Raw genomic sequence first — 22,642 nt, forward strand, 5'->3', positions numbered from 1 at the left:
GGTATGGCGTATGCGATCCGTGTCAGCTAATTCCTTAAGGGACTGACCAGTCCCCTGTTAACTATCTGGAGTACGTCATGATTTTCGATTTTTTCGGTAGCAAGAAAAAAGCAGTTATCGCTATGGCTCACATTGGTGCGCTGCCTGGAACGCCGCTTTATAACGCCGACGGAGGTATTAACCGGCTTATCGACGATGTGCTAAGCGATGTGGAGAAGTTACAAGAGGGCGGGGTCGACGCCATTATGTTTGGCAATGAGAACGATCGTCCGTACGTATTTAACGCCGCGTTGGAAGGCGTCGCGGCGATGTCAGCTATTGTTCAGGCGGTAAAACCGGTGTTGAAAGTGCCATTTGGTGTTAACTATCTGTGGGACCCGAAAGCCAGTGTCGCTATTGGCGCCACCACTGGGGCCAGCTTCGTACGTGAAATTTTCACTGGCGTGTTCGCCTCTGATATGGGGGTCTGGGCTCCAGATTGCGCCGCCGCATCCCGACTGCGTCACAACCTGGGGCGCGATGACATGAAGCTGCTTTTCAATATTAACGCGGAGTTCGCGCACTCACTCGATAGCCGTCCCATCGAGTTACGCGCACGCAGTGCCGTATTCTCCTCAATGGCTGATGCTATTCTGGTTTCCGGTCCCATCACCGGCGAACCGGCGGATCAATCCAACCTGCGTAAAGTGTGCGAAACGGTGCAGGATGTACCGGTATTTGCCAACACTGGCACTAACATTGATAACGTCAGTGATATCCTGAAAATGGCCGCTGGCGTGATTATCGGCACGCACTTTAAAGTTGATGGATGTACGTGGAACACCGTAGACGGTGATCGTGTGAAACGGTTTATGGATGTGGTTGAACGTCAACGTTAATAGCCAGCAAATACAGGAGGTTGTATGAGCTGTTTACTGGGTATTGATATTGGAACGACATCGACTATCGGCATACTGATTCGTTTACCGGATCACGTGCTGGGCATTGTCTCCCGTCCGGTGACGTTGTCCTCCCCGAAACCGGGATGGACGGAAGAGTCTCCTGACGAATGGTGGAAAAACCTGGGGGAAATCACTCGGGAGCTGCTGCAAAAAAACGACGTTGTACCCGCAGACATTGCCGGAATTGGCGTTACCGGCATGCTGCCAGCAATTGTTTTGCTTGATGATAGTGGCCAGTTGCTGCGCCCCAGTATTCAGCAAAGTGACGGGCGTTGTGGCGAGCAGGTGGATCAGATGCGTGGGGAAGTGGATGCTGATGCGTTTATCCGTCAGGCGGGGAATGGTATCAACCAGCAACTGGCTGGTGCCAAAATTCGCTGGCTGGAGCAATATGAACCCGATGTGTTTGCGCGTATCGCCACCGTGTTCGGCTCCTATGATTTTATTAACTGGAAGCTGACTGGTGAGCGATGCATTGAGCAAAACTGGGCGCTGGAAGCCGGTCTGGTCAATGTAGTCACCGATGAGATTGACGACCAACTGGTGAGCTTCGCACATTTACACCGTGATGCAGTGCCCCGACTGGTCAAATCTGATCAGATCATCGGTGCAGTGACAGAAGAGGCGGCGCGTTGCACCGGGCTGATGGCCGGTACGCCAGTTGTTGGCGGCGCGGCTGATATGATAGCGTCGGCACTAGGCGCGGGTGTGACACATCCGGGCGATATTCTGCTGAAATTTGGTGGCTCGGTTGATGTATTGACCGCATCATCAACGATTCGACCCGACCCGCGGCTGTATCTTGATTACCATCTTATCCCGGGGCTTTATATGCCCAATGGTTGTATGTCTACCGGTGGATCCGCCCTGAACTGGTTCGCGGATAATTTTGCGGGTCAGCATCTGGCCACCGCGACAGCGCAAGGGCTGTCCCTCCATCAGTATCTCGACACACTGGCCGCAGCTCAACCGGCAGGTTCGGACGGATTGCTGTGCTTGCCCTATTTCCTGGGAGAAAAAACCCCATTACACGATCCGCTGGCTCGTGGGGTGTTTTTCGGGCTGACGCTATCACACAATGGCGGCCATTTCTGGCGTGCACTGCTTGAGGCATATGCTTATGCCATCTACCATCATATAGAGACGCTGCGTGATATCGGCTATCCGGTTACGCGTTTTATCGTCTCGGATGGAGGTTCCCACAGTCGGCTATGGATGCAAATTGTCGCTGATGTGCTGATGGTTCCGCTCCAGCGCCTTAGTGGACATCCCGGCTCCTGTCTTGGGGCGGCCTGGACTGCGGCGATGGGTGTCGGGGTCAGCGAAGACTGGAACGGTGCCAGTGAATTTGTTCACTTCAGCGAGGTTATTATGCCGAATCCTGATAATGAGGTCTGCTATCGTGAGGGGTATCGGCTGTTCAGAGCGCTGTATGAAAGTTGCAAACCGCTCACGCATCGAGGGTTTAATGAAATTTAAAGCTGTTGCCTGGGATGTGGACGGTACGCTGGTTGATAGTGAACCGCTGCATCATCGTGCATTACTGGCCGTGTGCTCACGCTATGGGGTCGATCTCAGTGATATTACAGAGTCTCGCTTTTGCGGTGTGCACATCAACGATGTTTGGCACATATTACGCGCGCGCCTGCCTGAGGATCTGGCTCAACAGGAGTGGTTGACCGCTATTGAAGATTATTACATCGCTCGCAGCGATGAATTGGTGCCGATAGCGCATGGAAAGGACGCTATTGTCACACTCAGAAATAACGGTATTCGGCAGGCCAGTGTCTCCAATTCATCTCGACGTATTGTGGAGGCTAATCTGCGCACCATCGGGGTGCTGGACATGATGGAATTTTTAGTGACGTTGGATGATGTCAGCGCGGGCAAACCTGATCCCGAACCTTACCGCCTGGCGACGACGCTTTTCGATTTGACGCCGGGCGACGTGCTGGCGGTGGAAGACAGTGTAACCGGCGTTTTGGGGGCTTGTGCCGCCGGGCTGACTGTCGTCAGTTATACTCAAGGCGCGCCTTTGCATCCCGGCAGCATTGCCGTTAAGGACCTGAGTAACATCACTGCGCTCGTTTTATCAGAATGATCTATTTGCCCCATTCCGAGTTGTATGCATCAGGATGGGGCAATTTCCGCACCAGAATCTTCCATCTCTCGCCATAAATCAAACAAAAACGAACATTTTTTGGTTTTAAAAAATGTTAATCTACCATAGAATTAAATGCCCGGAGAGCGGCATTCAAATAACGTCGCCGCTCATTTCTAACGGATTTGATGAATGACCGAGAGGCATATCGCAGTGGCAGGTGATGAATTTAAGGAAAATGGCGGCTCTGTCCGTCCGCGCTACCTTTCTCAGGAGAGAAAAAATCATATTCTGGAAGCGTTGATTGGGAAGGGTAGCGTTACGGTTAGCGATGTTTCCAAAACACTGAACGTATCAGAAATGACAGTGCGACGTGACCTGATAGAGCTGGAAACTGAAGGCCGGCTGTTGCGCGTTCATGGTGGCGCGGTGCTGCCCGCAACAGAAAGTCAGACAGTTATGGATAATGAGCCAGCCAACTTTGAGGAGCGACTGCAACTGCGTGCTGACGCCAAGTCGAGGATTGCGTCGGCAGCGGCGGTAATTGCCAGCCGACACCTAACCATCGCGCTGGATATTGGTACCACGACTCTGATGTTGGCGGAACGCCTTCTCCATTGCGGCAGAATGAAAATCTTCACCAACAGCATCCGGGTGGCTTATATTTTGGGCCAGCGCGATGCATTGCCTGATGTTTATCTGGCCGGTGGCTTGGTTCGGCAGGACGAAATGGCCATTGTGGGCCCTTCAGCACTCGCACAGTTCGAACAGCTCTGGTTTGATGTATCGTTTACCAGCGTTGCGGGGTTGACCGGTGCGGGATTGTACGACAGTTCTTTTGAAGAAACGGAAATGAAGCGCGTTTACCTGCGGCGTTCAGGTTACAAAGTCGTGCTGTGTGATTCAGCCAAGTTCCAGCATATGTCGCTAGTACATATCGCTTCGTTGCAGAATATAGATATGCTGATCACGGATATTGCACCACCGCCAGCGCTGGCGACGGCGCTTGATGTCGCTAAGGTTGAGGTATTGATTGCGAAATAGACTTGGCCCCCATTTTGCAATCCAGTCTGAGCGTAGTTATGGTTATGGCCATCATTTGGCGGGAGCAGGGCATAGTGGCAAGAAGCAAATATTGTCGCTACAATCCCTTTGTCCATTAACTAACGGAATACAAGGAGGATCACTATGCTGCGCTGTGAATTGTTTAACACTTCACATCCTTTTGGTAATTGCCATAGCTCAAGCGTTATCGGTATCGTGCTGCGATAACTTCGGCTTGAGCGAAGCAAACCACTAATCTCCTTCCCTCGGGCTTACCGGGTTATCGTCAGCGATGTTTGACGAGGTACTGCTGTACCTATAACTTTTGAGTAAGCAATGAGCACTTTACTAACTGCACAATCTCTCTGTGTTGATACGCCTTTCGGTCCACTGCTGACTGATATCTCCCTCACCTTGAGTAAAGGCGACCGCCTGGGACTTATCGGTCATAACGGTTGTGGTAAAAGTACACTGTTAAAACTGCTCGACGGCACGCTCTCGCCGACTAGTGGCTGCGTGACCAAGGCAAACCACTGTCTGTTGGCCCGCGTTGAGCAACATTTTCCGATGGCGTTGCATTCTCTGACCATGCTGGATGCGGTTCTGATACAGCTCTCTGAGGCTGAGCGAGCCAGCGAAGGTTGGCGGGCGGAAGCTTTACTCGCCAGCATGGGTTTTAGCGATCAGGACTGGCGTCTCGCCGCTGGAACCTTAAGTGGTGGGCAGCATACCCGTTTGTTGCTGGCCAGGGCGTTAATCAGCACACCGGATTTGTTGTTGCTTGATGAACCGAGCAATCATCTGGATTTACCAACATTATTGTGGCTTGAACAGTTCCTGCAACAATGGAACGGCAGCTTTGTGCTGGTCTCTCATGACAGTCAACTGCTGGATAACGTCACGAACGGCAGTTATATCCTGCGTGATCAGACTTTGCACTTTTTTGCACTGCCTTGTACCGCCGCGCGTAACGCTCTGGCCGAACGTGACCGCAGCGACGCGTTGCGGCAAAAAGCGGAGCAAAAAGAGATCGATCGCATCACCGCCAGCGCTAAACGGCTGGCGATATGGGGCCAAGTCTACGATAACGAAGATTTGGCACGCAAAGCCAAGCAAATGGAAAAGCAGATTGGACGCCTAAAGCAGGAACAAACAGACGTGACGGCTGGCAGCCAGTGGCAGCTGACGCTGCATGGTGAAGCCCTGCCAGCCGATCGTTTGTTGGAAATGAAAAACCTACAAGTGAGTCCATCGCCTGACAGTTCAACGCTTTTTACCTTGCCCTTACAGCGCGTGAAAAGTGGTGATCGGGTGGCCGTTATCGGTCGTAACGGCTGTGGTAAGTCTTCATTATTGCGTCTGTTATGGCGACAGTATCAGCAACCGGTTGGTGGCGATGCCATTCGCCTGCATCCGCGGGTCGATATGGGCTATTACGACCAAACGCTGCATCAGCTGCGTGATGAGGACACACTGCTCAATGCTTTGGAACCTTTCGCTCCGCGAGTACATGATAGAAAAATGGCGCTTATCAGTGCCGGTTTTCCATGGGAGCGTCATCAGCAGACTGTTGATACTTTAAGCGGTGGCGAGCGCTCAAGATTACTGTTTGTGGGACTGTCTCTGGCGCGCTATTCGTTGTTAATGCTGGATGAGCCAACCAACCACCTGGATATTGAAGGCAAAGGGGCGCTGGTGCAGACGCTGCAAACTTTTGCCGGTGGTGTGTTATTGGTGACACATGACCGGGTGTTGATGAGCCAGAGTTGCAATCGCTTCTGGCTGATTGATAACGGTATGCTGAGCGAGTGGCATGACCTTGATCGCGTATATGAACGCTTAAGCACCCTATCTCCCATCTCTGTTGAGGCAGTAAGTCCAATACCACCAGTGATAAAGGATGCCTGTCATAATGAGGATAGGCTACTGGAGCGATTGATCGAGCTTGAGAAGACGCTGGCAGATGATCTGTCTCGCAAGGAGAAACATCAAAAACCGGCATTGCAAGTACAGTGGCGTAAGGAGATAGCAACGATCAAAACGCGACTGGCGCTGGAGTAATAAAATGTCCCCCTCGAGTAGAGGGGGATTCATCTATGTTGTACTCCATTCGGAGACTACACAGAATCGAAAACAGGCTCTCTGCCTTTCTGCACCATCATCCTTTTATCGCTTGATTTCCTTGCTCCAGCACTGTGCACATGCATTGCATGAGGACGGTGCTGTTATTCAGGTCGGCTATCAATAGGTAGCAAGCTTTCCCTTACTTTTCATCACGCTATCGAAATCAGCCATAGCTTTTTCTGAACCAATAAACAATTGGTTCGAAATTTGCCTGTTATTTATACATACGGAAACGGTGATAACACATTGAGAAGTCGAAAAATGCGTAATGACGGGATGAAATAAGACAAAGGGGGAATGAACCAATTATGACTGGTTCTTATGGTCTGAGGGCGAATTCCAGTTCCGCACTGGAAAAAATGCGTCAGCTGATTCAACAGCATGACGACCGACCTGATCAGCCGCTGCCGACCGAGCGCGAGCTGGCGGAGCTGTTTGGTGTCGGGCGGCGAGAGATCCGGCGGGCGCTGGATGTGCTGGAAGAGGAAGGACGTATCTGGCGCAAGCAGGGCAAAGGGACTTTTGTCGGCCCGGCAGCGCCGGTACAACCGCTGGTACTACAGGATCTGCCGCAGCAGTCGAATTTGCTGGAGGTCATGGAAGCCCGTTTGCAACTGGAGCCGGGATTGGCGCGATTGGCGGCGTTACGGGCCAGTAAAGAGCAAATTGCGTTGATGTCGCGTTTACAGGAACGTATGCAACCGATCGCGCCGGACGATGGCGACCAACATGAGCTGTGGGACAGCGCTTTTCACCGTGCTATTGCGGAAGCGGCAGGCAATCGTCTGATGCTGAGTTTGTTTGACGCCATTGACGCCATTCGGCGTGAACCGGACTGGCAGCATCTGCGCATTCAAGCGCGTACGCCATCGCGTCTTGTTCACTACGACCAGCATCATCAGCGACTGGTGCGGCATATCGCTGCTCGTCAGCCAACGGAGGCCGCCGCAGCTATGCGAGAACATCTGTTGTCGTTGCAACAGGCGTTAATGGATGCGATTCACTGCAATGATGATGAGGAACAATTATGACGCATCCTAACCCGGTGCCGGTTCTGCACCTGCGTAATCTACAGGTGCAGTTTCAGGGTTCTCCCGTCACGGTTCTGGATGGCATCACTCTGACATTACAGGCGGGGGAGACGCTGGCGTTGGTGGGGGAGTCCGGCTGCGGTAAGAGTATCACCTCGCTGGCGCTGATGGGGCTATTGCCGACCAGTGCACATATCATCAGCGGAGAAATGGTCTTCAACGGGCAGGATCTACGTGCGCTACAGGCCCGGCAATACGCCGATTTACGCGGTAATCAGTTGGCGATGGTATTTCAGGAGCCGATGACTTCGCTTAATCCGGCGTTCACTCTTGGCGATCAGTTGAGTGAGGCGGTGTTACGACATCATGCGGTTAGCCACCGAGAGGCGATGGAACGGGCGCGGGCGATGTTGCAGAAAGTACAGATTCCGGCGGCGGAGATGCGTCTGCGTTCCTATCCACACCAGTTGTCTGGCGGCATGCGTCAGCGAGTGATGATCGCCATGGCATTGATCAACCGACCCACGCTGCTGATTGCCGATGAGCCGACCACCGCGTTGGATGTCACCATCCAGGCGCAGATTCTGGCGCTGTTGCGACAACTACAGCAGGAAACCGGCACCGCGGTGCTGATGATCACCCACGATTTGGGCGTGGTGGCGGAAGTGGCGCAACGAGTCGCGGTGATGTACGCCGGGCAGGTGGTGGAAACCGGCCTGGTAGCCGACATCTTTGACGATCCACAACATCCTTACACGATTGGACTGATGGGGGCGATCCCCAGTATGGGAACACGCCAGCACGCGCTGTCCACTATTCCCGGACAGGTGCCGTTGCCGGAAGCGATGCCAGCGGGGTGCAGGTTTGCCACCCGTTGCCCGTTTGCGCTGAAGGGGTGCCATCAGGAAAAACCACCGCTGCACAGTGTGAGCGATCAGCACGCGGTGGCTTGCTTCCGTGCCCCGCTGGAAACCCATGTCACCCCGGAGATAAACCCATGACCCAACTGATTCTCGAATGTCGCGATCTCAGCAAAACGTTCCCCGGACCGGCGCGACTGTTCCAGCGTAATCAAGAGGTGACGGCGGTAGATCGCATTTCACTACAGGTCAGGGTCGGGGAGACGTTGGCGATTGTCGGTGAATCCGGATCGGGCAAGTCTACGTTAGGACGGCTGTTGCTGCGCTTGTTGCCTGCTTCCGCCGGGCAAGTGTTATATCAGGGGGAGGAAATCACCCATGCCAGCGGTGCGCGCCTCAACCAGTTACGCCGAGAACTGCAAATTATCTTTCAGGACCCGTTTGCTTCGCTCAATCCGCGTATGACCGTAGAAAGCCTGGTGGGCGAACCGCTGTGGCTGCACGAATCGCTGTCGCGGGCGGAGCGCCGGCCACGGGTGGATGCATTGTTGCGTACGGTCGGGTTACCGTCAGCATGGGCGTCACGTTATCCACACGAGTTTTCCGGTGGACAGCGCCAGCGTATCGGTATCGCCCGGGCGTTAGCCTCCGGCCCCAGACTGCTACTGGGCGACGAACCGGTTTCTGCGCTGGATGTGTCGGTGCAAGCGCAGGTGGTGAATCTGCTGGAGAACCTGAAAACCCAGTTTGGGCTGACGCTGATTATCGTGGCACATGGATTGGCAGTGATCCGCCATATGAGCGATCGGGTCGCAGTGATGTATCTCGGTCAGATCATTGAGCTGGCGCCGGTGGACGATCTGTTCAATGCGCCGCTACATCCCTATACCCAGGCGTTGATGGCGTCGGCACCCCGATTGCAGCCCGGTAGCGACAGAGTATTGCCGGTGTTGCAAGGGGATCTGCCCAACCCTGCCGCGCCGCCGACGGGGTGTCGTTTTCATACCCGATGCCCCCACGTTCGTGACGAGTGCCGTCAGCGTGAGCCGATCGCACAGATATTACCTGGCGGACGGCTGGTCGCCTGCCATCGTTGGCGGGAACTGCAAACTGACCGTGGCGTTATCACTATCGCACCGCCGTCTGCCGCTTTTTTACGCCGTCGCTCGCTGTTCGAGCAGGCGGTTCGTCAGTAATCGCAACCTTAACCCGTTTGGAGAAGCATAGTGATGAAAGCCCGTCATACCCTGTTGAGTATACTCGGTGGCATGCTGCTGCTGGGCACCGGTGCGGCCGCACAGGCCGAGAGCATTATCCGTATCGGGCTGGGGGCCGATCCAGACATGCTGGACCCTCATCTGGCGCGCACCTACTACGGCCGTTTTGTGTTTGCGGCGATGTGTGACCGTCTGGTGGATGTGGACAAAAATCTGAAGGTCGTGCCGGGACTGGCGACTGACTGGTCATGGAGCGCCGATGGTAAGACGTTGACCATGAACCTGCGCCATGGTGTCACCTTCCAGGATGGTGAGAAATTCGACGCGCAGTCGGTGAAGTTCAACATCAATCGGGCGATGACGCTGCCGGGGTCGCTGCGTAAAAGCGAACTGTCTTCTGTGGCGCGTATCGAGGTGACCGGGCCATATCAGGTGATGTTTCACCTTAAAAACCCGGATGCCGCGTTGCTCAGTCAGTTGACCGATCGTGCCGGAGCCATGCTGGCACCGCAAGCGGCAGCCAAACCGGATTTTGCCATGCATCCAGTCTGTTCCGGGCCATATGCCTTTGAAAGCCGCGTTCAGCAGGATCGCATTGTACTTAAGCGTTTTAATAACTACTGGAACAAAGCGGCCTACCATTTTGACAAAGTGATCTTCCTGCCAATTCCAGATGCCTCGGTGCGGTTGGCGAATCTGCGCGCGGGTGATCTGGATTTGACCGAAGGCATCAGACCTAGCGACGTGAAGACGGTGGCATCCAATCCGGCTCTGCGCTTGGAGAAAGTCACCGGACTGGGGTATCAAGGCATTACCTTTAACATTGCCAACGGCAAGACGAATACGGCTAATCCCTTTGCCAAAGATGCCCGGGTGCGTGAAGCCTTCTCGCTGGCTATTGACCGAGAAGCGCTGAATCAGGTGGTGTTTGAAGGGTTGTTCACGCCGGCCAATCAGGCGTTTTCACCGGTCAGCCCGTACCATGTCAACCTCCCGGTGGCGGCACGAAATGTGGAAAAAGCCAAAGCGTTGCTGGCGGCGGCTGGCGTGAAACCACCGGTTAATGTGACGCTGCTGGTAACCAATAATCCTACCGCACAGCAGGTCGGACAGGTGATTCAGGCCATGGCTGGCGAGGCCGGGTTCAATGTGACCTTGCAGATGAGCGAGTTCGCCACCTTGCTGGATCGCCAGCAACGCGGCGATTTTCAGATTAGCTTGTCGGGCTGGTCCGGTCGGCCAGATCCAGATGGCAATATTTTCTCCTTCATCTATAGCAAAGGTGGGTTGAATGATGGTCACTACAGCAATCCGCTCGTGGATAGCTGGCTGATCGAAGCGCGTCAGGCTAACGATGTGGCGAAGCGTCAAGCATTGTATGCCAAGGTAGTGACCCAGCTACAGACAGATATGCCGTTGGCCTACCTCTATTTCGAGCCGCGTATTTTTGGTATGACCAAAAAACTCACCGGATTTACGCCATCACCGGACGGACTGGTGCGGCTTGCCGGTGTAAAAATGGCGCCGTGATGGCGGGGAGCGACCATGCTTGAGTTGATTGGGAAGCGTCTGTTGCTGGCAATCCCCACGCTGTTACTGGTGAGTATCATGGTGTTTGCTTTGCAGAAACTGCTGCCGGGCGATCCGGTGCTGGCGATGGCGGGTGAGGAGCGGGATCCCGCGGTGATCGCGCAACTTAGGGAAGCTTATCATCTAAATGATCCCCTCTCGTCGCAGTACCTTTACTGGATAGAGGATGCACTACAGGGAAATTTGGGAATATCGCTACGCACCAAAGAGCCGGTAACGACGTTGATTGCCAGTAAGTTGCCAGTGACGCTGGAGTTGTCGCTGCTGGCGATGCTGGTGGCGCTGACGATGGGTATCAGTGCCGGCATTATCGCGGCGGTACGCAAGGACAGCTGGGTCGATCGCACTACCAATCTGCTGGCGCTTTCCGGCATATCGGTACCGCATTTCTGGCTGGGGATCTTACTGATTATGCTGTTTTCAGTGCACCTGCAATGGTTGCCGGCCTCCGGTTATGTGCCGCCGGGAGAGGATCTGGCGCAGAACCTCAAAACATTACTACTGCCAGCGCTGGTGTTAGGCACCGGGTTGGCGGCGACGTTGATGCGCCATACCCGGGCGGCGATGATCGACGTGTTGCAGGCAGATTACATCCGTACCGCCCGTGCCAAGGGATTGCTGCCGGGTAGGGTGATTCTCAAGCATGCGTTTCGCAACGCGCTGGTGCCGGTGATCACCCTGACCACGTTATTGTTTGGTGAACTACTGGGTGGGGCGGTGCTCACTGAGCAGGTATTCACCCTACCTGGTTTTGGCAAGATGATTGTCGATGCGGTGTTCAATCGGGATTATGCGGTAGTGCAGGGGGTGGTGATGGTGGTGGCGATCAGTTTCCTGTTACTCAACCTACTGGCGGACGTGCTGTACCTGCTGATTAACCCGAAAATGCGAGGCTGACGATGAGTGATGCGCTGGTTTCCTATAACGCTGTGCTGCGCAAACCGCGCAGTAGGGTGCTTGGCAAGTTTTTGCGCAATAAAAGTGCGCTGGCGGGAGCGGTGATTGTCACGCTGTTTATAACGCTGGCACTGCTGGCCCCCTGGTTGGCGCCGTTTGATCCGATTAAGACCAACTTTTTAGCGGTGCGCAAGCCGCCATCGACGTTGTACTGGTTGGGTACTGATGAGCTAGGGCGCGATATCCTCTCCCGTCTGATTTGGGGAGCGCGAACCTCATTACTGGCCGGGGGGGTCTCGGTGATGATTGCGCTGGTGATCGGCGTGCCGCTGGGACTGATTGCCGGTTACTGGCAGAAGCTGTGGGATGGTGTGATTTCACGGGTGATTGAAGCACTGTTGGCATGTCCGTTCCTGATTCTGGCGATTGCGTTGGGGGCATTTCTTGGCCCCAGCCTTAGTAATGCCATGATCGCCATCGGGTTGTCGGCGATGCCGATTTTTGCTCGTCTGACCCGCGGGCAGGTAATGGCGATCCGTAACGAAGAGTATATCGATAGCGCACGGGCTATCGGTCTGCCAGACCGCTGGATTGTGTTGCGCTACGTATTGCCGAATGTGTTATCGCCGATTCTGGTGCAGGCGACGCTGGCGATTGCGGCGGCGATCATCACCGAGGCCAGCCTGTCATTTCTTGGTCTGGGACAGCAGCCGCCTGCGCCGTCGTGGGGCGCGATGTTGAATACGGCCAAAGGCTATATGGAACAGTCTCCCTGGATGTCGGTGTTTCCGGGGCTGGCTATTTTTCTCACGGTGCAGGGTTTCAACCTGCTGGGTGATGGACTGCGAGATGCGCTTGATCCGCGTAACGACTGATAAAAGGAACCAAAATGAGTGGAGCTGTTGATTTTTCCGTAGGGTATCCGTCCTGGCGTGTACCGATGATGGGGGATAACGCGGTGGCAACGTCGCAACCGCTGGCGGCACAGGCTGGGTTGCGCATGTTGCTGGCCGGTGGTAACGCCGTAGATGCGGCGATCGCCACCGCCATGACGCTGACGGTGGTGGAGCCGACGGGGAATGGTCTTGGCAGTGATGCGTTCGCCATCGTCTGGGACGGGCAGCAACTGCATGCGCTCAATGCCTCGGGTCGGTCTCCGGCTGCCTGGTCACCCGAGCGCTTTTCTCACCTGACAAAGATGCCTGAAAAGGGTTGGGAGTCGGTGATTGTGCCGGGTGTGGTTTCCGCCTGGGTGGCGCTGGCGGAACGTTTTGGTTCATTACCACTGACCACGCTGGCGCAACCGGCAATCGAGTATGCCCGCCAGGGTTTTCCGGTGTCGCCGCTGATCGCGCATCTGTGGCAGCGTGGTTATGACAAGTTGCATGATCAGCCCGGTTTCAGTGCCTGTTTTGCGCCGCAAGGTTGTGTACCACGAGCGGGCGAGATCTTCCGTAATCCCGATCTGGCGGATTCGCTGGAAAAAATCGCTGCCACCAACGGCGAAACTTTTTACCGCGGAGAGCTGGCTCATAAGATCGCCGCGTTTGCCGATGAACATCAGGCGGCATTGACGCTGGCGGATTTGAGCCGCCACCGTGCCGATTGGGTGCCGACACTGTCCCGGTCGTTTGCCGGTGGCTCGGTGCATGAATTACCGCCCAACGGACAAGGTATTGCGACATTGATCGCGCTCGGCATTCTCGAACAGTGGGATATCGGTCGCTACGTGCCGGACTCCGTACAGTGGCTGCACCTGTCGATTGAAGCCATGAAACTGGCGCTGGCGGATCTGGATCGTTATGTGGCGGATGCCGAACACATGGCATTCCCGGCTGAAAAATTGCTGTGTGATGACTATCTTAAACAGCGCGCGGCGCTGATTGATCTGCAACAGGCCGGTGATTTCACCTTTGGCGCCCCCAACCAGAGCGGTACGGTATATCTGTCTACCGCCGATGCCAGTGGCATGATGGTGTCGTTTATTCAGTCCAACTATATGGGATTCGGCTCCGGAGTGGTGGTGCCTGGCACCGGCATCAGCTTGCAAAATCGCGGCGCGGGGTTTGTGCTGGAGGAAGGACATCCGAACCAGGTGGCGGGCGGAAAACGTGCTTTCCACACCATTATTCCGGCGTTTGCACTGGATACGCACGGCCAGCCACTGATGTCGTTTGGTGTGATGGGGGGACCGATGCAGGCGCAGGGACATTTGCAGATGGCATTGCGCATCATGTTGCACGGTCAGAACCCGCAGGCGGCGATTGATGCGCCACGCTGGCGGGTGGAACAGGGGCGTCGGGTGGTAGTGGAGCCGTCGCTGGCACGTAATACACTGGCAGCGCTGCGCGACATGGGTCATGACGTGGTGGTGGAAGATCCGCTGCAAACCTACAGTTTTGGCGGTGCGCAAGTAGTGATGCGCAATCCGCACGGCGGTTATATTGCCGCCACCGAAAGCCGCAAGGATGGTCAGGCGTTGGTGTTCTGACGTGTTATCCGATGGGGTCTGACGTTGAGCTCGCCGTTAAGTGTCAAGCCAACGTCGCCGGGTGTCCAGAAGACTAACCTTCAGGGCACGCCGCGTCATCTATCTTGACGGAGAGAGCTCAACGTTACTTTTGCGCCTGTTGACCCTTTGGTATTAGTGAAGAGGATAACGCTGCAATATGTTGGTCTACTAACAGTTCCACGACATCGCTGCGGGTGGTGTTGGCGAGAATGGCCAATTGGTCGATTCTTCTTAACACTGACATCCGTAGAGAGAGCGAGACAGATTTCTTTTTTTCTTTGTCCAGAGATACTTGTCTCACGACATCTCCTGACTTTGGCTCTCCACTCGCGGTTAATACATCATTCATCCATTTTAAGGCTTTTTTATCCAGCAGCGTTGACTCGATAAGTTGATAAGTATGCGTCGCCTTACTGTATTTTATATCGGCTGAATAACTGTCTCGTAGCTCTTTCAGGGCACGCGTTAATGTGGGTTCTGAACAGGCAAGCTGAGTGATGATTTTCTTCGCCGATACAGGGTGCCTGGAACTCAACAGGATCGCCAATCGGAAAATGCGTGCTTGTCGGGTGCTGAGTTGCATGATTATTCAGTGCCTGTCGTCAATTTAAGGGGAGTGCTGTTGCTCATATTCAGGTATACATCTGGAGTGATGCTGAGCGCTTTTCGGAATATGAATTTCACTTGTCTATCCTCAGCTTTGATTTGTTAACGTGATGAACCTGACGCCATCTTGCGCGCTATCCGGGGCAATGCCGTAAATCTGTGCCTGTTCGAGGATGCGTGCGGCCCAGCGGCGGTGGGTCGCCGGTTCACACATCGCGCCCTGTGATTTGAAAACAGCCTGGCTGGAGTTAAGGATCCGCAGGGCATCTGCATGATCAGCGGATGACACCATGAGCGCCTGTTCGATCTTGGCGATTTGATTTGGGTGAATGGCCGTCTTGCCTACCAGTCCGTGCGCCATGTCGAGCGCCAGCTCACGCTCCATCACTTCATGGTCATCAATATGTTCACACACCGGTGAGGTCAGGGCGAAGTCACGTGAACCGAACACCGCCACCAGCATTTTAATGACATATCCCATAGGGCTGTCATACAGCGTGAGATAGCGTGGACGGCGTAGCGAGATGACATTCATCAGGTCATTGCCACCGATACGCAATGCGATGATTCGATCATGACAAGGATGGTCTACCAGCACCGTGGCCAGCTTACGCATTTGTACTACATCAAAGACATCTTCGGTCTCCAGTGTTGGCATCATGCACAGGTGCGTGTCCTTTACGATAGCCCACCACACTGGCAGGGAAGCCAGGGTGAATTTGGGGAGCACCAGTCCGTCAATCGGAGTGAGACTTTCTGTTTCAGTCAGTAGCTTACCCATTTCAGCATGGCGCGGACGGATAAACACCAGCGGCCATTCGGCACCATAACCAGCCTCTTTCGCACGGGTTAGCGCTGACAGCACTTGCTTTACGTTGTGCAGGGCAACAGGCACGTCCGTTTCACTGACGGCATCCTCAAGACAGATGACGATAGAGCGTAGCCCCTCAATTTCATTATTCAACACACATTGGGTGATGTCAGTGCGCGTCGCAGGCATGTAGAGTGTGGCGCCCAGCCGATAAGGAGATAGTCTCTTTGTCATCAGTGAACCTTCTTAATAATGGTGACAGCGCGGTATTGTCCGATACGGTTACCCACTTCAGTGATGGTGATGTTCTTTTCGCGGGCCAGATATACCAGCAGGGCCACATCAGGATCATTTACTGAACGAACCAGCACGTGTTCCGGAACCCGGCGCAATACGGCACGCGTCGCTTCTGCAATACCGGGTTTAATTCGATTTATACTGGAAATATGGTACTCCTCGGTCAGCGCCGTAATGACTTGCTCGCTCTGCACTTTCAGGTGCGCATAATTTTCTGGCTCCCACTGGCTGGGGGCAATCGCTTTAACATCGAGTTTTTCGCGACAATCCGCCACCGTATCAACCAACTGCCGGCTACATTCGAACGGGCTAAGGTGGTTGCACTTCACACAGCCGTGCAGACCTTCTGACGACCAGATAGAACGCGAGATGAGCCCGGATACGGGGGCTCCCATGATACCGAACGGGATCAGCCAATCATCGTCACTGGCAGCCAGCCACGAACATCCGCACGGATCAGCCAGCACCACCAATCGTGGTTGAAACGGGTAACCCGGACGCCCGGACAGCGACTGTTGTAGCTGACGGGTAATCGCGCCTTTTCCCGTCCAGCCGTCAACAAACACTACCCCATCGGTGCCGTGCTGTGCCTCGATCCAATCCATAGCGGTTTCATCAATACCCCGGTCGCGGATGATGCTTATCCCGTAATGATGTGAGCGCTTTCCCATTGCCCGCAACGTCTGGTGCAACATGACGCCCAAAGGGACGCCAGCACGCACCAGGCTGACCAAGACAATCGGTGTATCGCCAAAACGGTTCACCAATGCCTTGGCCAGCATAACCACTTCAGTCGCCAGCCGAACGGCTCCTTGATCGAGCGCTCGCGCAAACAGATCCAGATGCCAGTCCGTCGGCTCGGGTTCTTGACTCAACATGTCTGAGTAATGCCTGGCGCCAGACTGAATAAGTTGCTCCTTCATCTCGACCGGCGTCATTTCCATTTCCACCAGTTTGAGCAGAAAGTGAACGTCATTCGGGAGATATGAGCCAGAAAACGGGGTGAATGCTTGCATATTATTCCTCTCCGAAAATGTGGGTGCTGATCTGCCTGGCGAACTGGCTTTGTTGTGGCATCCCAAACCAGTTGCACAGCTTCATGAACCGATGGTCGCTGAGGCTATCTCCCAGCCCAATGACCGGAAACACGCCGCGTTCTGCCCGCAGCTTATTGAGCAGGAATTGTGTGGCGAGGCCTTTTTCTACGGGCATGGGTAACCACGCAATATTGTTGCTGTTGCGATGGATGTAAAACCCTTCGGATGAGAACTTGCCTTCGATTTCATCGCCGAGGGTGTACAGCTCTTCGAGTCGGGTACTGTCAGTGTGTTTCATCACCAGATACACGGGTGTATCGTTGTATTCGTAGTTGATCCGCGCCCAGCCGTTGACATTACGTTCTGCCATTAGCGTGGTGATGCCACGTTGTAGGTCGAGCAGACGTTCACGGTATACCGCCAGACTGGCCAACATGTGCGCTTTCCATTCCTCGTCAGGATCTCCTTCTGGCGTGAGGATCACCGCACCGTGAGTCGTAATAGACCATGAGTGAAAAGGGATAGTGACGCGGCTTATCTCTTCGGTGCCACGGGCCGTCACTGGAATAACGTCAGCATGTTCAAGCAACCAGTCCACCAGCATAGACTGCTCTTCACTCATAAAGCTGCGTGGGGTCATGGAGCGATCTAATGCACCCGGACGGAAAGGTTTCTGCGCCAGTTCATCGACCATCTTGCGACGCGTCTGAAACAGGGTGTCATCGAGATCTGAAAGAATAACGGGCTTATTCATAGGAGATGACTTCTACTGTAGGGGCAACACGGTTAAGCGCGTCCAGCAGCGACGGATCGACACTGTCGACCGGTGTTTCGACACACAGCAGAATTCGGTCAAACAGCTGGTGGGCAACGTTATACACAAAGTTAGGAATACCCAAGCCATAGTTATCTGCGAAGGCAATGGTCGATTCAATGGCAAATCCGGTAGCAATTGGCGACCGGGTCGTACAGCTGAATTTGACCTGCGCCCCTGCGTTTTCGAGACGTTCGGCCAGCAGTAATGGTTCCCAGACAAACTCCCCGGATCCCAGCACCAGGATCTTTTCTCCAGATGATGTTGTAATAGCATTGCCCAGATCGCGTGCTGGTGCTGCCATCCCAAGGCGACCCCAACTCTGTTTGCCGGTGATCGGTACGCTTCCGGTGGCCGTCTTGCTAATGCAAGGCATGATTGGGATAGGGGCGTTGGGATTTTTCTCCCAATGCCAGTCGCCCTGAATGAGAGAGACCGTGGTCACGGGTAGCGGGCATTGTGCCTCAATTGCATTGCCGCTCCAGTCGGTCAACGTCACGGTTACAACGCGCTCCAGTTGTGTCAGGCCGGCATGCACACGCAGCGACTCCAGCAGATTAATGAAAGTATTGCCAGTGGTGGCTTCGTCATCCACCAGCACCAGGCTGCGTGCATCGCGCACGCGAGCACGCAATATCGGGTCGGTAGGGTGATAAAGAAGGTGATCCGTAGCGTGGCTGTGGTTTTCTTTAAATTCACACAGCAGTTCACCCTTCATCGGATGACGTGTGGAGCTCAAATACACTGAGTGCTCAACGTGACGCATTGCTTCATCAAAGACGCCGGCACCCAACCCCACGGCGGTTTCCGCCATGCCAATAAAGAGTACCGGTCCAGGCAGGTCAGACGGAATTTGCTGCGCCAACTGCCGATAGGCCGAACGTATGGTAAAGGGGGATACCGGGATATGCCTCCCCAACACTTTACTGACGAATAAAAATGCGCGCTTTGGGTTCCGGCGCTCAGCAATATCAAATAAGGTATCCAGAGAATGTGTGCCGCCAGTCGGAGTGACGGTCAGCGTACCGCTGGAGAGCTCCCGGCGATAGACAGGGAGTGCATTGAAAGTACTCATGTATCACCTTTACTAAAGGATAGATTATTCAGTGTCGGGTTGTAGACCACCACATCGATGAATGAGCGCACGACAGCGGGGATGAAATTACCCGTTGTCTCGGCGATAACAGCTTTCGACTCTTCGATAAAACCGAGCTGGCGCATGACAAATAGGCCCGACAGATTTACGCCGCTATGGCGGGTATAACCAATGCCGCCTGATGGACGCAGGTTGATTTCAAGTAACACTGGCGCGCCATTGTCATTGTCTCGGGTCTGAACATTCACCAGACCATCAGCTTGCATAAGCTCAGCACAAGACTTTCCTAGTTCATAGGCAGGGCCTGATTGCTCAAGATATTGCAGAGCACCTTCTTTACGGCGGGCGACTGCCGCGATGACCTTTCCCCGCTCCACCAGCATGTCGACCGAGTACTCAGGGCCAGGCAGGTAGGGCATTAACACTAACGGTTCGAGGGCGTCCTGTTGCTCTAGCGCATGCAGGTAAATCTCAGGGTGTACTTCGCGGCTATCAGGATGTGTGAATGCTGCCATTGCACTGGCATTGTCATCAAAATGCCAGAATCCCATGCCATAAATACCGGTGACGGGTTTCACACAGAGCAATTTTTTACCGGAAGGAGAATGCCTATTAGTTTCAATATGATAACGCAATTCTTTGGCTGTCTCCACGCGAATGGACGGCACAACCGGGAGACCATGCTCTTTCATGAAATTGGCGAACTTGACCTTATCATTGGCCAGCTCAAACATAGCGGTGCTTGTGGCGCCGGTTGTCAACGCGACGCCCAAAACCTCGATATCCTGACGGTGTGTTTCGAACCACTGGCAGTTACGTCCCGTATGGATGACGCTAACGCCATAGCGTTTCACGGTTGCAGTAATAAAGGCCAGACGCTGCTCATCTTCATGAGGCTCGATCAACGCAATATCAGCTAGAGAAAGTATTTCATTTCGACTGTGGCGATGAGATGCAATAAGAGTGACGTTTTTATTAAATTTTTTACAATAATCTTTAATGCCTAAAATAATATCACGTTGTGATGACAAACCTTCCATTATCCAAATTACATGACTCATCGGTTTTTATATTCCAATAATGAGAGGTGAGGGAAAATCAATCTACGAGTCTAAGTAGACATTTTACTCATGTCAATCATGATATGATTTTTATGGCTGCGTGAATTATTACAAAACAATTCTTATATTTTCTGAAAAAATATGTCAGTTAGTGTAAAAAATAAAATAAAAATCAATTTAAAACAATGTGTTAAAAATTAACATACAAAAGAAGACTAAATTGTGGGTTGTGTGGTAACTGCATCATGATATGATTTTTTCAGTGTATGAATTCAAAAATTTAAGAAATAATGGCTCACCCTATCGCTGAAGGAATAAATAATGACTCAATCTATATCTGAAGGAATAAATAATGGTTTCATTAAGTAAAAACCAAACCGTTTCACTCAGCAAAAAAACATCTTCTCTAAATCAACTTCAATTTGGTTTGGGGTGGGATCCATTAAAGAAGAAAAAAGGGTTATTAAGCAGTCTGTTTGGCGGTGGTAGCGACTCAATTGATTTAGACGCGGGTTGCGTTTTGTTAGACAGCACGGGAAAAGCCCTCGATACTATTTGGTTTAGAAAACTGAAATCAAATTGTGGCTCCGTTGTGCATTTGGGGGACAACCTGACCGGTGAAGGTGAGGGCGACGACGAAGTGATCACCGTAGACTTGGTCCACTTGCCATTGCAAGTCGAGTATCTCGCGTTCACGGTAAACAGCTTCCGGGGCCAGACTTTCAATGAAGTCGATAACGCGTTCTGCCGTGTGGTCGATCAGGCTGGGGAAGAACTTGCACGTTACCAACTGACTGAGCAGGGATCTCACACGGGTATCATCATTGCCTCTCTGTATCGTAATGGTGGCAACTGGGATTTCACCGCTCACGGTAAAGCCTCAAGCGGCCGCACCATTGATAATATGCAGGCAGATATCGTTGCAACGGTGGTGCGCCAATGACGATGACGCCAGGGGGGAATGCCCCCGTACCTTCACAACTGCTGACCGTTCGTGTTATCTCCGGCGTTCCGGTCGACGCCTCTGCGTTCCGTCTCTATGCTTCAGGTAAAGTGCAGGGCGATGCCGACATGGTGTTTTACGGCCAGCCGGTGAATGACGATACGTCTGTTCGGCTCTCCGGGGCTGGAACGGATACCGCGTTTACCGTCGATATCAGCCGCTTGCGGCCAGAAGTGCAAAAGTTAGCGTTTACGGCTACTTGTGACGGTAATTTGACGCTGTCGGGCCTTAAGCACCTCTCCGTGCAAGTTGAATTGAACGGCAGCGTATTGCTCGTGGGAAACGTCGATATTCTCGGGCGTCAGGAAGCGGCGCTGATCCTGGGTGAACTCTATCGACGAAATACGGAGTGGAAATTCCGCTTTATCGCTCAAGGTTTCAACGGCGGGCTTAAACCCCTGGCTGAACATTTTGGCGTTGATATCAGTGACTCTCCGGCACCCACCGGTACGCCGAGCCCCGCGCCAGCCCCTGCACCGGAACCTGCAAAAATCAGCCTGAGCAAAGTGTCTCTGACCAAAGAGAAACCGGCTATCAGCCTTGCCAAGCGAGATAATTTCGGCCGAATCCGAATCAACCTCAACTGGAATCAGGGCGACGGTTCTTCTGGTAGTTTGCTCGGCATGTTCAGTAAATCCAAAGGTATTGATCTCGATTTGGGGGCGTTTGTTGAACAACAAAGCGGTACAAAAGATGTCATTCAGGCATTGGGTAATCGATTTGGGGCATTTGACCGTGAACCGTTCGTTGAGTTGCAAGGTGATGACCGCACCGGTCAGGTCAGCGACGGTGAATGGCTGCACATCAATGGTCGTGAATGGAAAAATATTCGACAAGTTCTAATTTTTGCCTTCATCTATGAGGGTGTGGCGAGCTGGGATAAAACAGACGGTGTGGTGACAATCCATATGCCCGATCAACCCCCGATCGAGTCTCGTTTAACGGAAGGATCTAACCGCCATAGCATGTGTGCGATTGCGCGCTTGGTGAATGAGAACGGGGCAATAAAGGTTGAGCGTATCAACCAGTTCTTCAGTGGCCATCGGGAGATGGATAAAGCATTTGGCTGGGGTTTCCATTGGACTGCTGGTTCTAAATAATTATTTAAAATAAGAGGATTAGACATGGGTATCTTCGACAAAGTTAAAGACGCAATCAATGCCGGTCGTAGTGAGTTGACCAAACAGGTCGGGCGTTATAAGAACAAAAAGTTCATGCAGGGTACGGTGGCCGTGTGTGCTCGGATCGCTGTAGCCAGCGATGGGGTCAGTGCCGAAGAAAAGCAAAAGATGATCGGCTTTCTTCAGGCTTCACCTGAGTTAAAAGTATTTGAAACTAAAGAAGTCATCGAATTCTTTAACGAACTGGTGACCAGCTTTAACTTTGACTATGACATTGGTAAAGGCGAAACCATGAAATACATTCTGGCACTGAAAGATCAGCCAGAAGCCGCTCAGTTGGCTGTTCGTGTCGGGATCGCTGTTGCCAAAAGCGATGGTAACTTCGATCAGGATGAGCAAAGTGCGGTTCGCGAAATTGCCGTGGCGCTTGGCTTTACCGCAGCGGAATTTGGTCTCTAACTTCAATACATTGGCTTAAG

Annotated in this window: 21 protein-coding genes; 15 read left to right on the forward strand and 6 right to left on the reverse strand. The window is 53.3% G+C overall.

Annotated features, from left to right (window positions below):
* Nucleotides 1-77 precede the first annotated feature (77 nt).
* The 12 genes from CWC46_RS13145 (at nucleotide 78) to CWC46_RS13200 (ending at nucleotide 14,296) form a co-directional block, all read left to right on the forward strand.
* Nucleotides 78-878 carry a BtpA/SgcQ family protein gene (locus tag CWC46_RS13145; RefSeq protein WP_021016116.1) on the forward strand — a complete coding sequence of 267 codons (801 nt, stop codon included), beginning with the start codon at nucleotides 78-80 and terminating at the stop codon, nucleotides 876-878.
* A gap of 24 nt (nucleotides 879-902) precedes the next feature.
* On the forward strand, nucleotides 903-2,420 hold the full coding sequence (locus CWC46_RS13150) for an FGGY-family carbohydrate kinase (protein ID WP_021016115.1): 1,518 nt from the start codon (nucleotides 903-905) through the stop codon (nucleotides 2,418-2,420).
* Complete coding sequence (locus tag CWC46_RS13155) at nucleotides 2,410-3,042, forward strand: HAD family hydrolase (protein ID WP_021016114.1); 633 nt, start codon at nucleotides 2,410-2,412, stop codon at nucleotides 3,040-3,042. Before CWC46_RS13150 ends, CWC46_RS13155 begins: the two co-directional genes overlap by 11 nt.
* 192 nt (nucleotides 3,043-3,234) lie before the next feature.
* A complete protein-coding gene (locus CWC46_RS13160) occupies nucleotides 3,235-4,086 on the forward strand; it encodes a DeoR/GlpR family DNA-binding transcription regulator (RefSeq protein ID WP_021016113.1) in 852 nt (283 codons plus the stop codon).
* A gap of 336 nt (nucleotides 4,087-4,422) precedes the next feature.
* Nucleotides 4,423-6,147: an ABC-F family ATP-binding cassette domain-containing protein gene (locus CWC46_RS13165; protein ID WP_021016112.1), complete on the forward strand. Its 1,725-nt coding sequence runs from the start codon at nucleotides 4,423-4,425 to the stop codon at nucleotides 6,145-6,147.
* Between the two features lie 371 nt (nucleotides 6,148-6,518).
* Nucleotides 6,519-7,241 (forward strand): FadR/GntR family transcriptional regulator, encoded by a 723-nt coding sequence (locus CWC46_RS13170; RefSeq protein WP_021016110.1) that lies wholly within the window; start codon nucleotides 6,519-6,521, stop codon nucleotides 7,239-7,241.
* A complete protein-coding gene (locus CWC46_RS13175; protein ID WP_021016109.1) occupies nucleotides 7,238-8,242 on the forward strand; it encodes an ABC transporter ATP-binding protein in 1,005 nt (334 codons plus the stop codon). Before CWC46_RS13170 ends, CWC46_RS13175 begins: the two co-directional genes overlap by 4 nt.
* On the forward strand, nucleotides 8,239-9,297 hold the full coding sequence (locus CWC46_RS13180; RefSeq protein ID WP_021016108.1) for an ABC transporter ATP-binding protein: 1,059 nt from the start codon (nucleotides 8,239-8,241) through the stop codon (nucleotides 9,295-9,297). The genes CWC46_RS13175 and CWC46_RS13180 overlap by 4 nt, the downstream gene beginning before the upstream one ends.
* Before the next feature lie 33 nt (nucleotides 9,298-9,330).
* Nucleotides 9,331-10,848: an ABC transporter substrate-binding protein gene (locus tag CWC46_RS13185; RefSeq protein WP_021016107.1), complete on the forward strand. Its 1,518-nt coding sequence runs from the start codon at nucleotides 9,331-9,333 to the stop codon at nucleotides 10,846-10,848.
* Nucleotides 10,849-10,863: 15 nt separating this feature from the next.
* Nucleotides 10,864-11,805, forward strand: a complete 942-nt coding sequence (locus CWC46_RS13190) for an ABC transporter permease (protein WP_021016106.1) — start codon at nucleotides 10,864-10,866, stop codon at nucleotides 11,803-11,805.
* 2 nt (nucleotides 11,806-11,807) lie between these two features.
* Complete coding sequence (locus tag CWC46_RS13195) at nucleotides 11,808-12,680, forward strand: ABC transporter permease (RefSeq protein ID WP_021016105.1); 873 nt, start codon at nucleotides 11,808-11,810, stop codon at nucleotides 12,678-12,680.
* 14 nt (nucleotides 12,681-12,694) lie between these two features.
* Nucleotides 12,695-14,296, forward strand: coding sequence for a gamma-glutamyltransferase family protein (locus tag CWC46_RS13200; protein WP_021016104.1), 1,602 nt, complete (start codon nucleotides 12,695-12,697; stop codon nucleotides 14,294-14,296).
* A gap of 124 nt (nucleotides 14,297-14,420) precedes the next feature.
* Here the strand turns inward: CWC46_RS13200 and CWC46_RS13205 are convergent, their stop codons facing one another.
* The 6 genes from CWC46_RS13205 to CWC46_RS13230 all read right to left on the reverse strand — a co-directional run bounded on the left by CWC46_RS13205 (nucleotide 14,421) and on the right by CWC46_RS13230 (nucleotide 20,039).
* A complete protein-coding gene (locus tag CWC46_RS13205; protein ID WP_021016103.1) occupies nucleotides 14,421-14,900 on the reverse strand; it encodes an HTH domain-containing protein in 480 nt (159 codons plus the stop codon).
* A gap of 111 nt (nucleotides 14,901-15,011) precedes the next feature.
* Nucleotides 15,012-15,968, reverse strand: a complete 957-nt coding sequence (locus CWC46_RS13210) for an HpcH/HpaI aldolase/citrate lyase family protein (RefSeq protein WP_021016102.1) — start codon at nucleotides 15,966-15,968, stop codon at nucleotides 15,012-15,014.
* Nucleotides 15,968-17,047, reverse strand: a complete 1,080-nt coding sequence (locus tag CWC46_RS13215) for a cysteine protease StiP family protein (RefSeq protein ID WP_021016101.1) — start codon at nucleotides 17,045-17,047, stop codon at nucleotides 15,968-15,970. Before CWC46_RS13215 ends, CWC46_RS13210 begins: the two co-directional genes overlap by 1 nt.
* Before the next feature lies 1 nt (nucleotide 17,048).
* Nucleotides 17,049-17,822, reverse strand: a complete 774-nt coding sequence (locus CWC46_RS13220; protein ID WP_021016100.1) for an HAD family hydrolase — start codon at nucleotides 17,820-17,822, stop codon at nucleotides 17,049-17,051.
* Entirely contained in the window at nucleotides 17,815-18,957 is a 1,143-nt protein-coding gene (locus CWC46_RS13225) for a phosphoribosyltransferase domain-containing protein (protein WP_021016099.1), read from the reverse strand. The genes CWC46_RS13220 and CWC46_RS13225 overlap by 8 nt, the downstream gene beginning before the upstream one ends.
* The gene (locus CWC46_RS13230; RefSeq protein WP_021016098.1) at nucleotides 18,954-20,039 is read right to left on the reverse strand and encodes an ATP-grasp domain-containing protein; all 1,086 of its coding nucleotides are present in this window, start codon (nucleotides 20,037-20,039) and stop codon (nucleotides 18,954-18,956) included. The genes CWC46_RS13225 and CWC46_RS13230 overlap by 4 nt, the downstream gene beginning before the upstream one ends.
* 352 nt (nucleotides 20,040-20,391) lie before the next feature.
* On the opposite strand from CWC46_RS13230, the gene CWC46_RS13235 reads away from it, so the two are divergent.
* The 3 genes from CWC46_RS13235 to CWC46_RS13245 are packed head-to-tail and all read left to right on the forward strand — an operon-like array spanning nucleotide 20,392 to nucleotide 22,622.
* A complete protein-coding gene (locus CWC46_RS13235) occupies nucleotides 20,392-20,982 on the forward strand; it encodes a TerD family protein (RefSeq protein WP_021016097.1) in 591 nt (196 codons plus the stop codon).
* A complete protein-coding gene (locus CWC46_RS13240) occupies nucleotides 20,979-22,142 on the forward strand; it encodes a TerD family protein (protein WP_021016096.1) in 1,164 nt (387 codons plus the stop codon). Before CWC46_RS13235 ends, CWC46_RS13240 begins: the two co-directional genes overlap by 4 nt.
* Nucleotides 22,143-22,166: 24 nt before the next feature.
* The gene (locus CWC46_RS13245; protein WP_021016095.1) at nucleotides 22,167-22,622 is read left to right on the forward strand and encodes a tellurite resistance TerB family protein; all 456 of its coding nucleotides are present in this window, start codon (nucleotides 22,167-22,169) and stop codon (nucleotides 22,620-22,622) included.
* The last annotated feature ends 20 nt before the right edge of the window (nucleotides 22,623-22,642 follow it).

Origin of the sequence: Prodigiosinella confusarubida, from assembly GCF_002847015.1 — a bacterium.
GTDB lineage: Bacteria > Pseudomonadota > Gammaproteobacteria > Enterobacterales > Enterobacteriaceae > Prodigiosinella > Prodigiosinella aquatilis.

Bases quoted from the DNA above. Each gene is read 5' to 3' on its own strand.
- CWC46_RS13210 (WP_021016102.1), bottom strand. From the start codon at position 15,968: ATGACAAAGAGACTATCTCCTTATCGGCTGGGCGCCACACTCTACATG.
- CWC46_RS13180 (WP_021016108.1), top strand. From the start codon at position 8,239: ATGACCCAACTGATTCTCGAATGTCGCGATCTCAGCAAAACGTTCCCC.
- CWC46_RS13175 (WP_021016109.1), top strand. From the start codon at position 7,238: ATGACGCATCCTAACCCGGTGCCGGTTCTGCACCTGCGTAATCTACAG.
- CWC46_RS13170 (WP_021016110.1), top strand. From the start codon at position 6,519: ATGACTGGTTCTTATGGTCTGAGGGCGAATTCCAGTTCCGCACTGGAA.
- CWC46_RS13205 (WP_021016103.1), bottom strand. From the start codon at position 14,900: ATGCAACTCAGCACCCGACAAGCACGCATTTTCCGATTGGCGATCCTG.
- CWC46_RS13165 (WP_021016112.1), top strand. From the start codon at position 4,423: ATGAGCACTTTACTAACTGCACAATCTCTCTGTGTTGATACGCCTTTC.
- CWC46_RS13215 (WP_021016101.1), bottom strand. From the start codon at position 17,047: ATGCAAGCATTCACCCCGTTTTCTGGCTCATATCTCCCGAATGACGTT.
- CWC46_RS13240 (WP_021016096.1), top strand. From the start codon at position 20,979: ATGACGATGACGCCAGGGGGGAATGCCCCCGTACCTTCACAACTGCTG.
- CWC46_RS13150 (WP_021016115.1), top strand. From the start codon at position 903: ATGAGCTGTTTACTGGGTATTGATATTGGAACGACATCGACTATCGGC.
- CWC46_RS13225 (WP_021016099.1), bottom strand. From the start codon at position 18,957: ATGAGTACTTTCAATGCACTCCCTGTCTATCGCCGGGAGCTCTCCAGC.
- CWC46_RS13245 (WP_021016095.1), top strand. From the start codon at position 22,167: ATGGGTATCTTCGACAAAGTTAAAGACGCAATCAATGCCGGTCGTAGT.
- CWC46_RS13155 (WP_021016114.1), top strand. From the start codon at position 2,410: ATGAAATTTAAAGCTGTTGCCTGGGATGTGGACGGTACGCTGGTTGAT.
- CWC46_RS13235 (WP_021016097.1), top strand. From the start codon at position 20,392: ATGGTTTCATTAAGTAAAAACCAAACCGTTTCACTCAGCAAAAAAACA.
- CWC46_RS13145 (WP_021016116.1), top strand. From the start codon at position 78: ATGATTTTCGATTTTTTCGGTAGCAAGAAAAAAGCAGTTATCGCTATG.
- CWC46_RS13160 (WP_021016113.1), top strand. From the start codon at position 3,235: ATGACCGAGAGGCATATCGCAGTGGCAGGTGATGAATTTAAGGAAAAT.
- CWC46_RS13190 (WP_021016106.1), top strand. From the start codon at position 10,864: ATGCTTGAGTTGATTGGGAAGCGTCTGTTGCTGGCAATCCCCACGCTG.
- CWC46_RS13230 (WP_021016098.1), bottom strand. From the start codon at position 20,039: ATGAGTCATGTAATTTGGATAATGGAAGGTTTGTCATCACAACGTGAT.
- CWC46_RS13220 (WP_021016100.1), bottom strand. From the start codon at position 17,822: ATGAATAAGCCCGTTATTCTTTCAGATCTCGATGACACCCTGTTTCAG.
- CWC46_RS13185 (WP_021016107.1), top strand. From the start codon at position 9,331: ATGAAAGCCCGTCATACCCTGTTGAGTATACTCGGTGGCATGCTGCTG.
- CWC46_RS13195 (WP_021016105.1), top strand. From the start codon at position 11,808: ATGAGTGATGCGCTGGTTTCCTATAACGCTGTGCTGCGCAAACCGCGC.
- CWC46_RS13200 (WP_021016104.1), top strand. From the start codon at position 12,695: ATGAGTGGAGCTGTTGATTTTTCCGTAGGGTATCCGTCCTGGCGTGTA.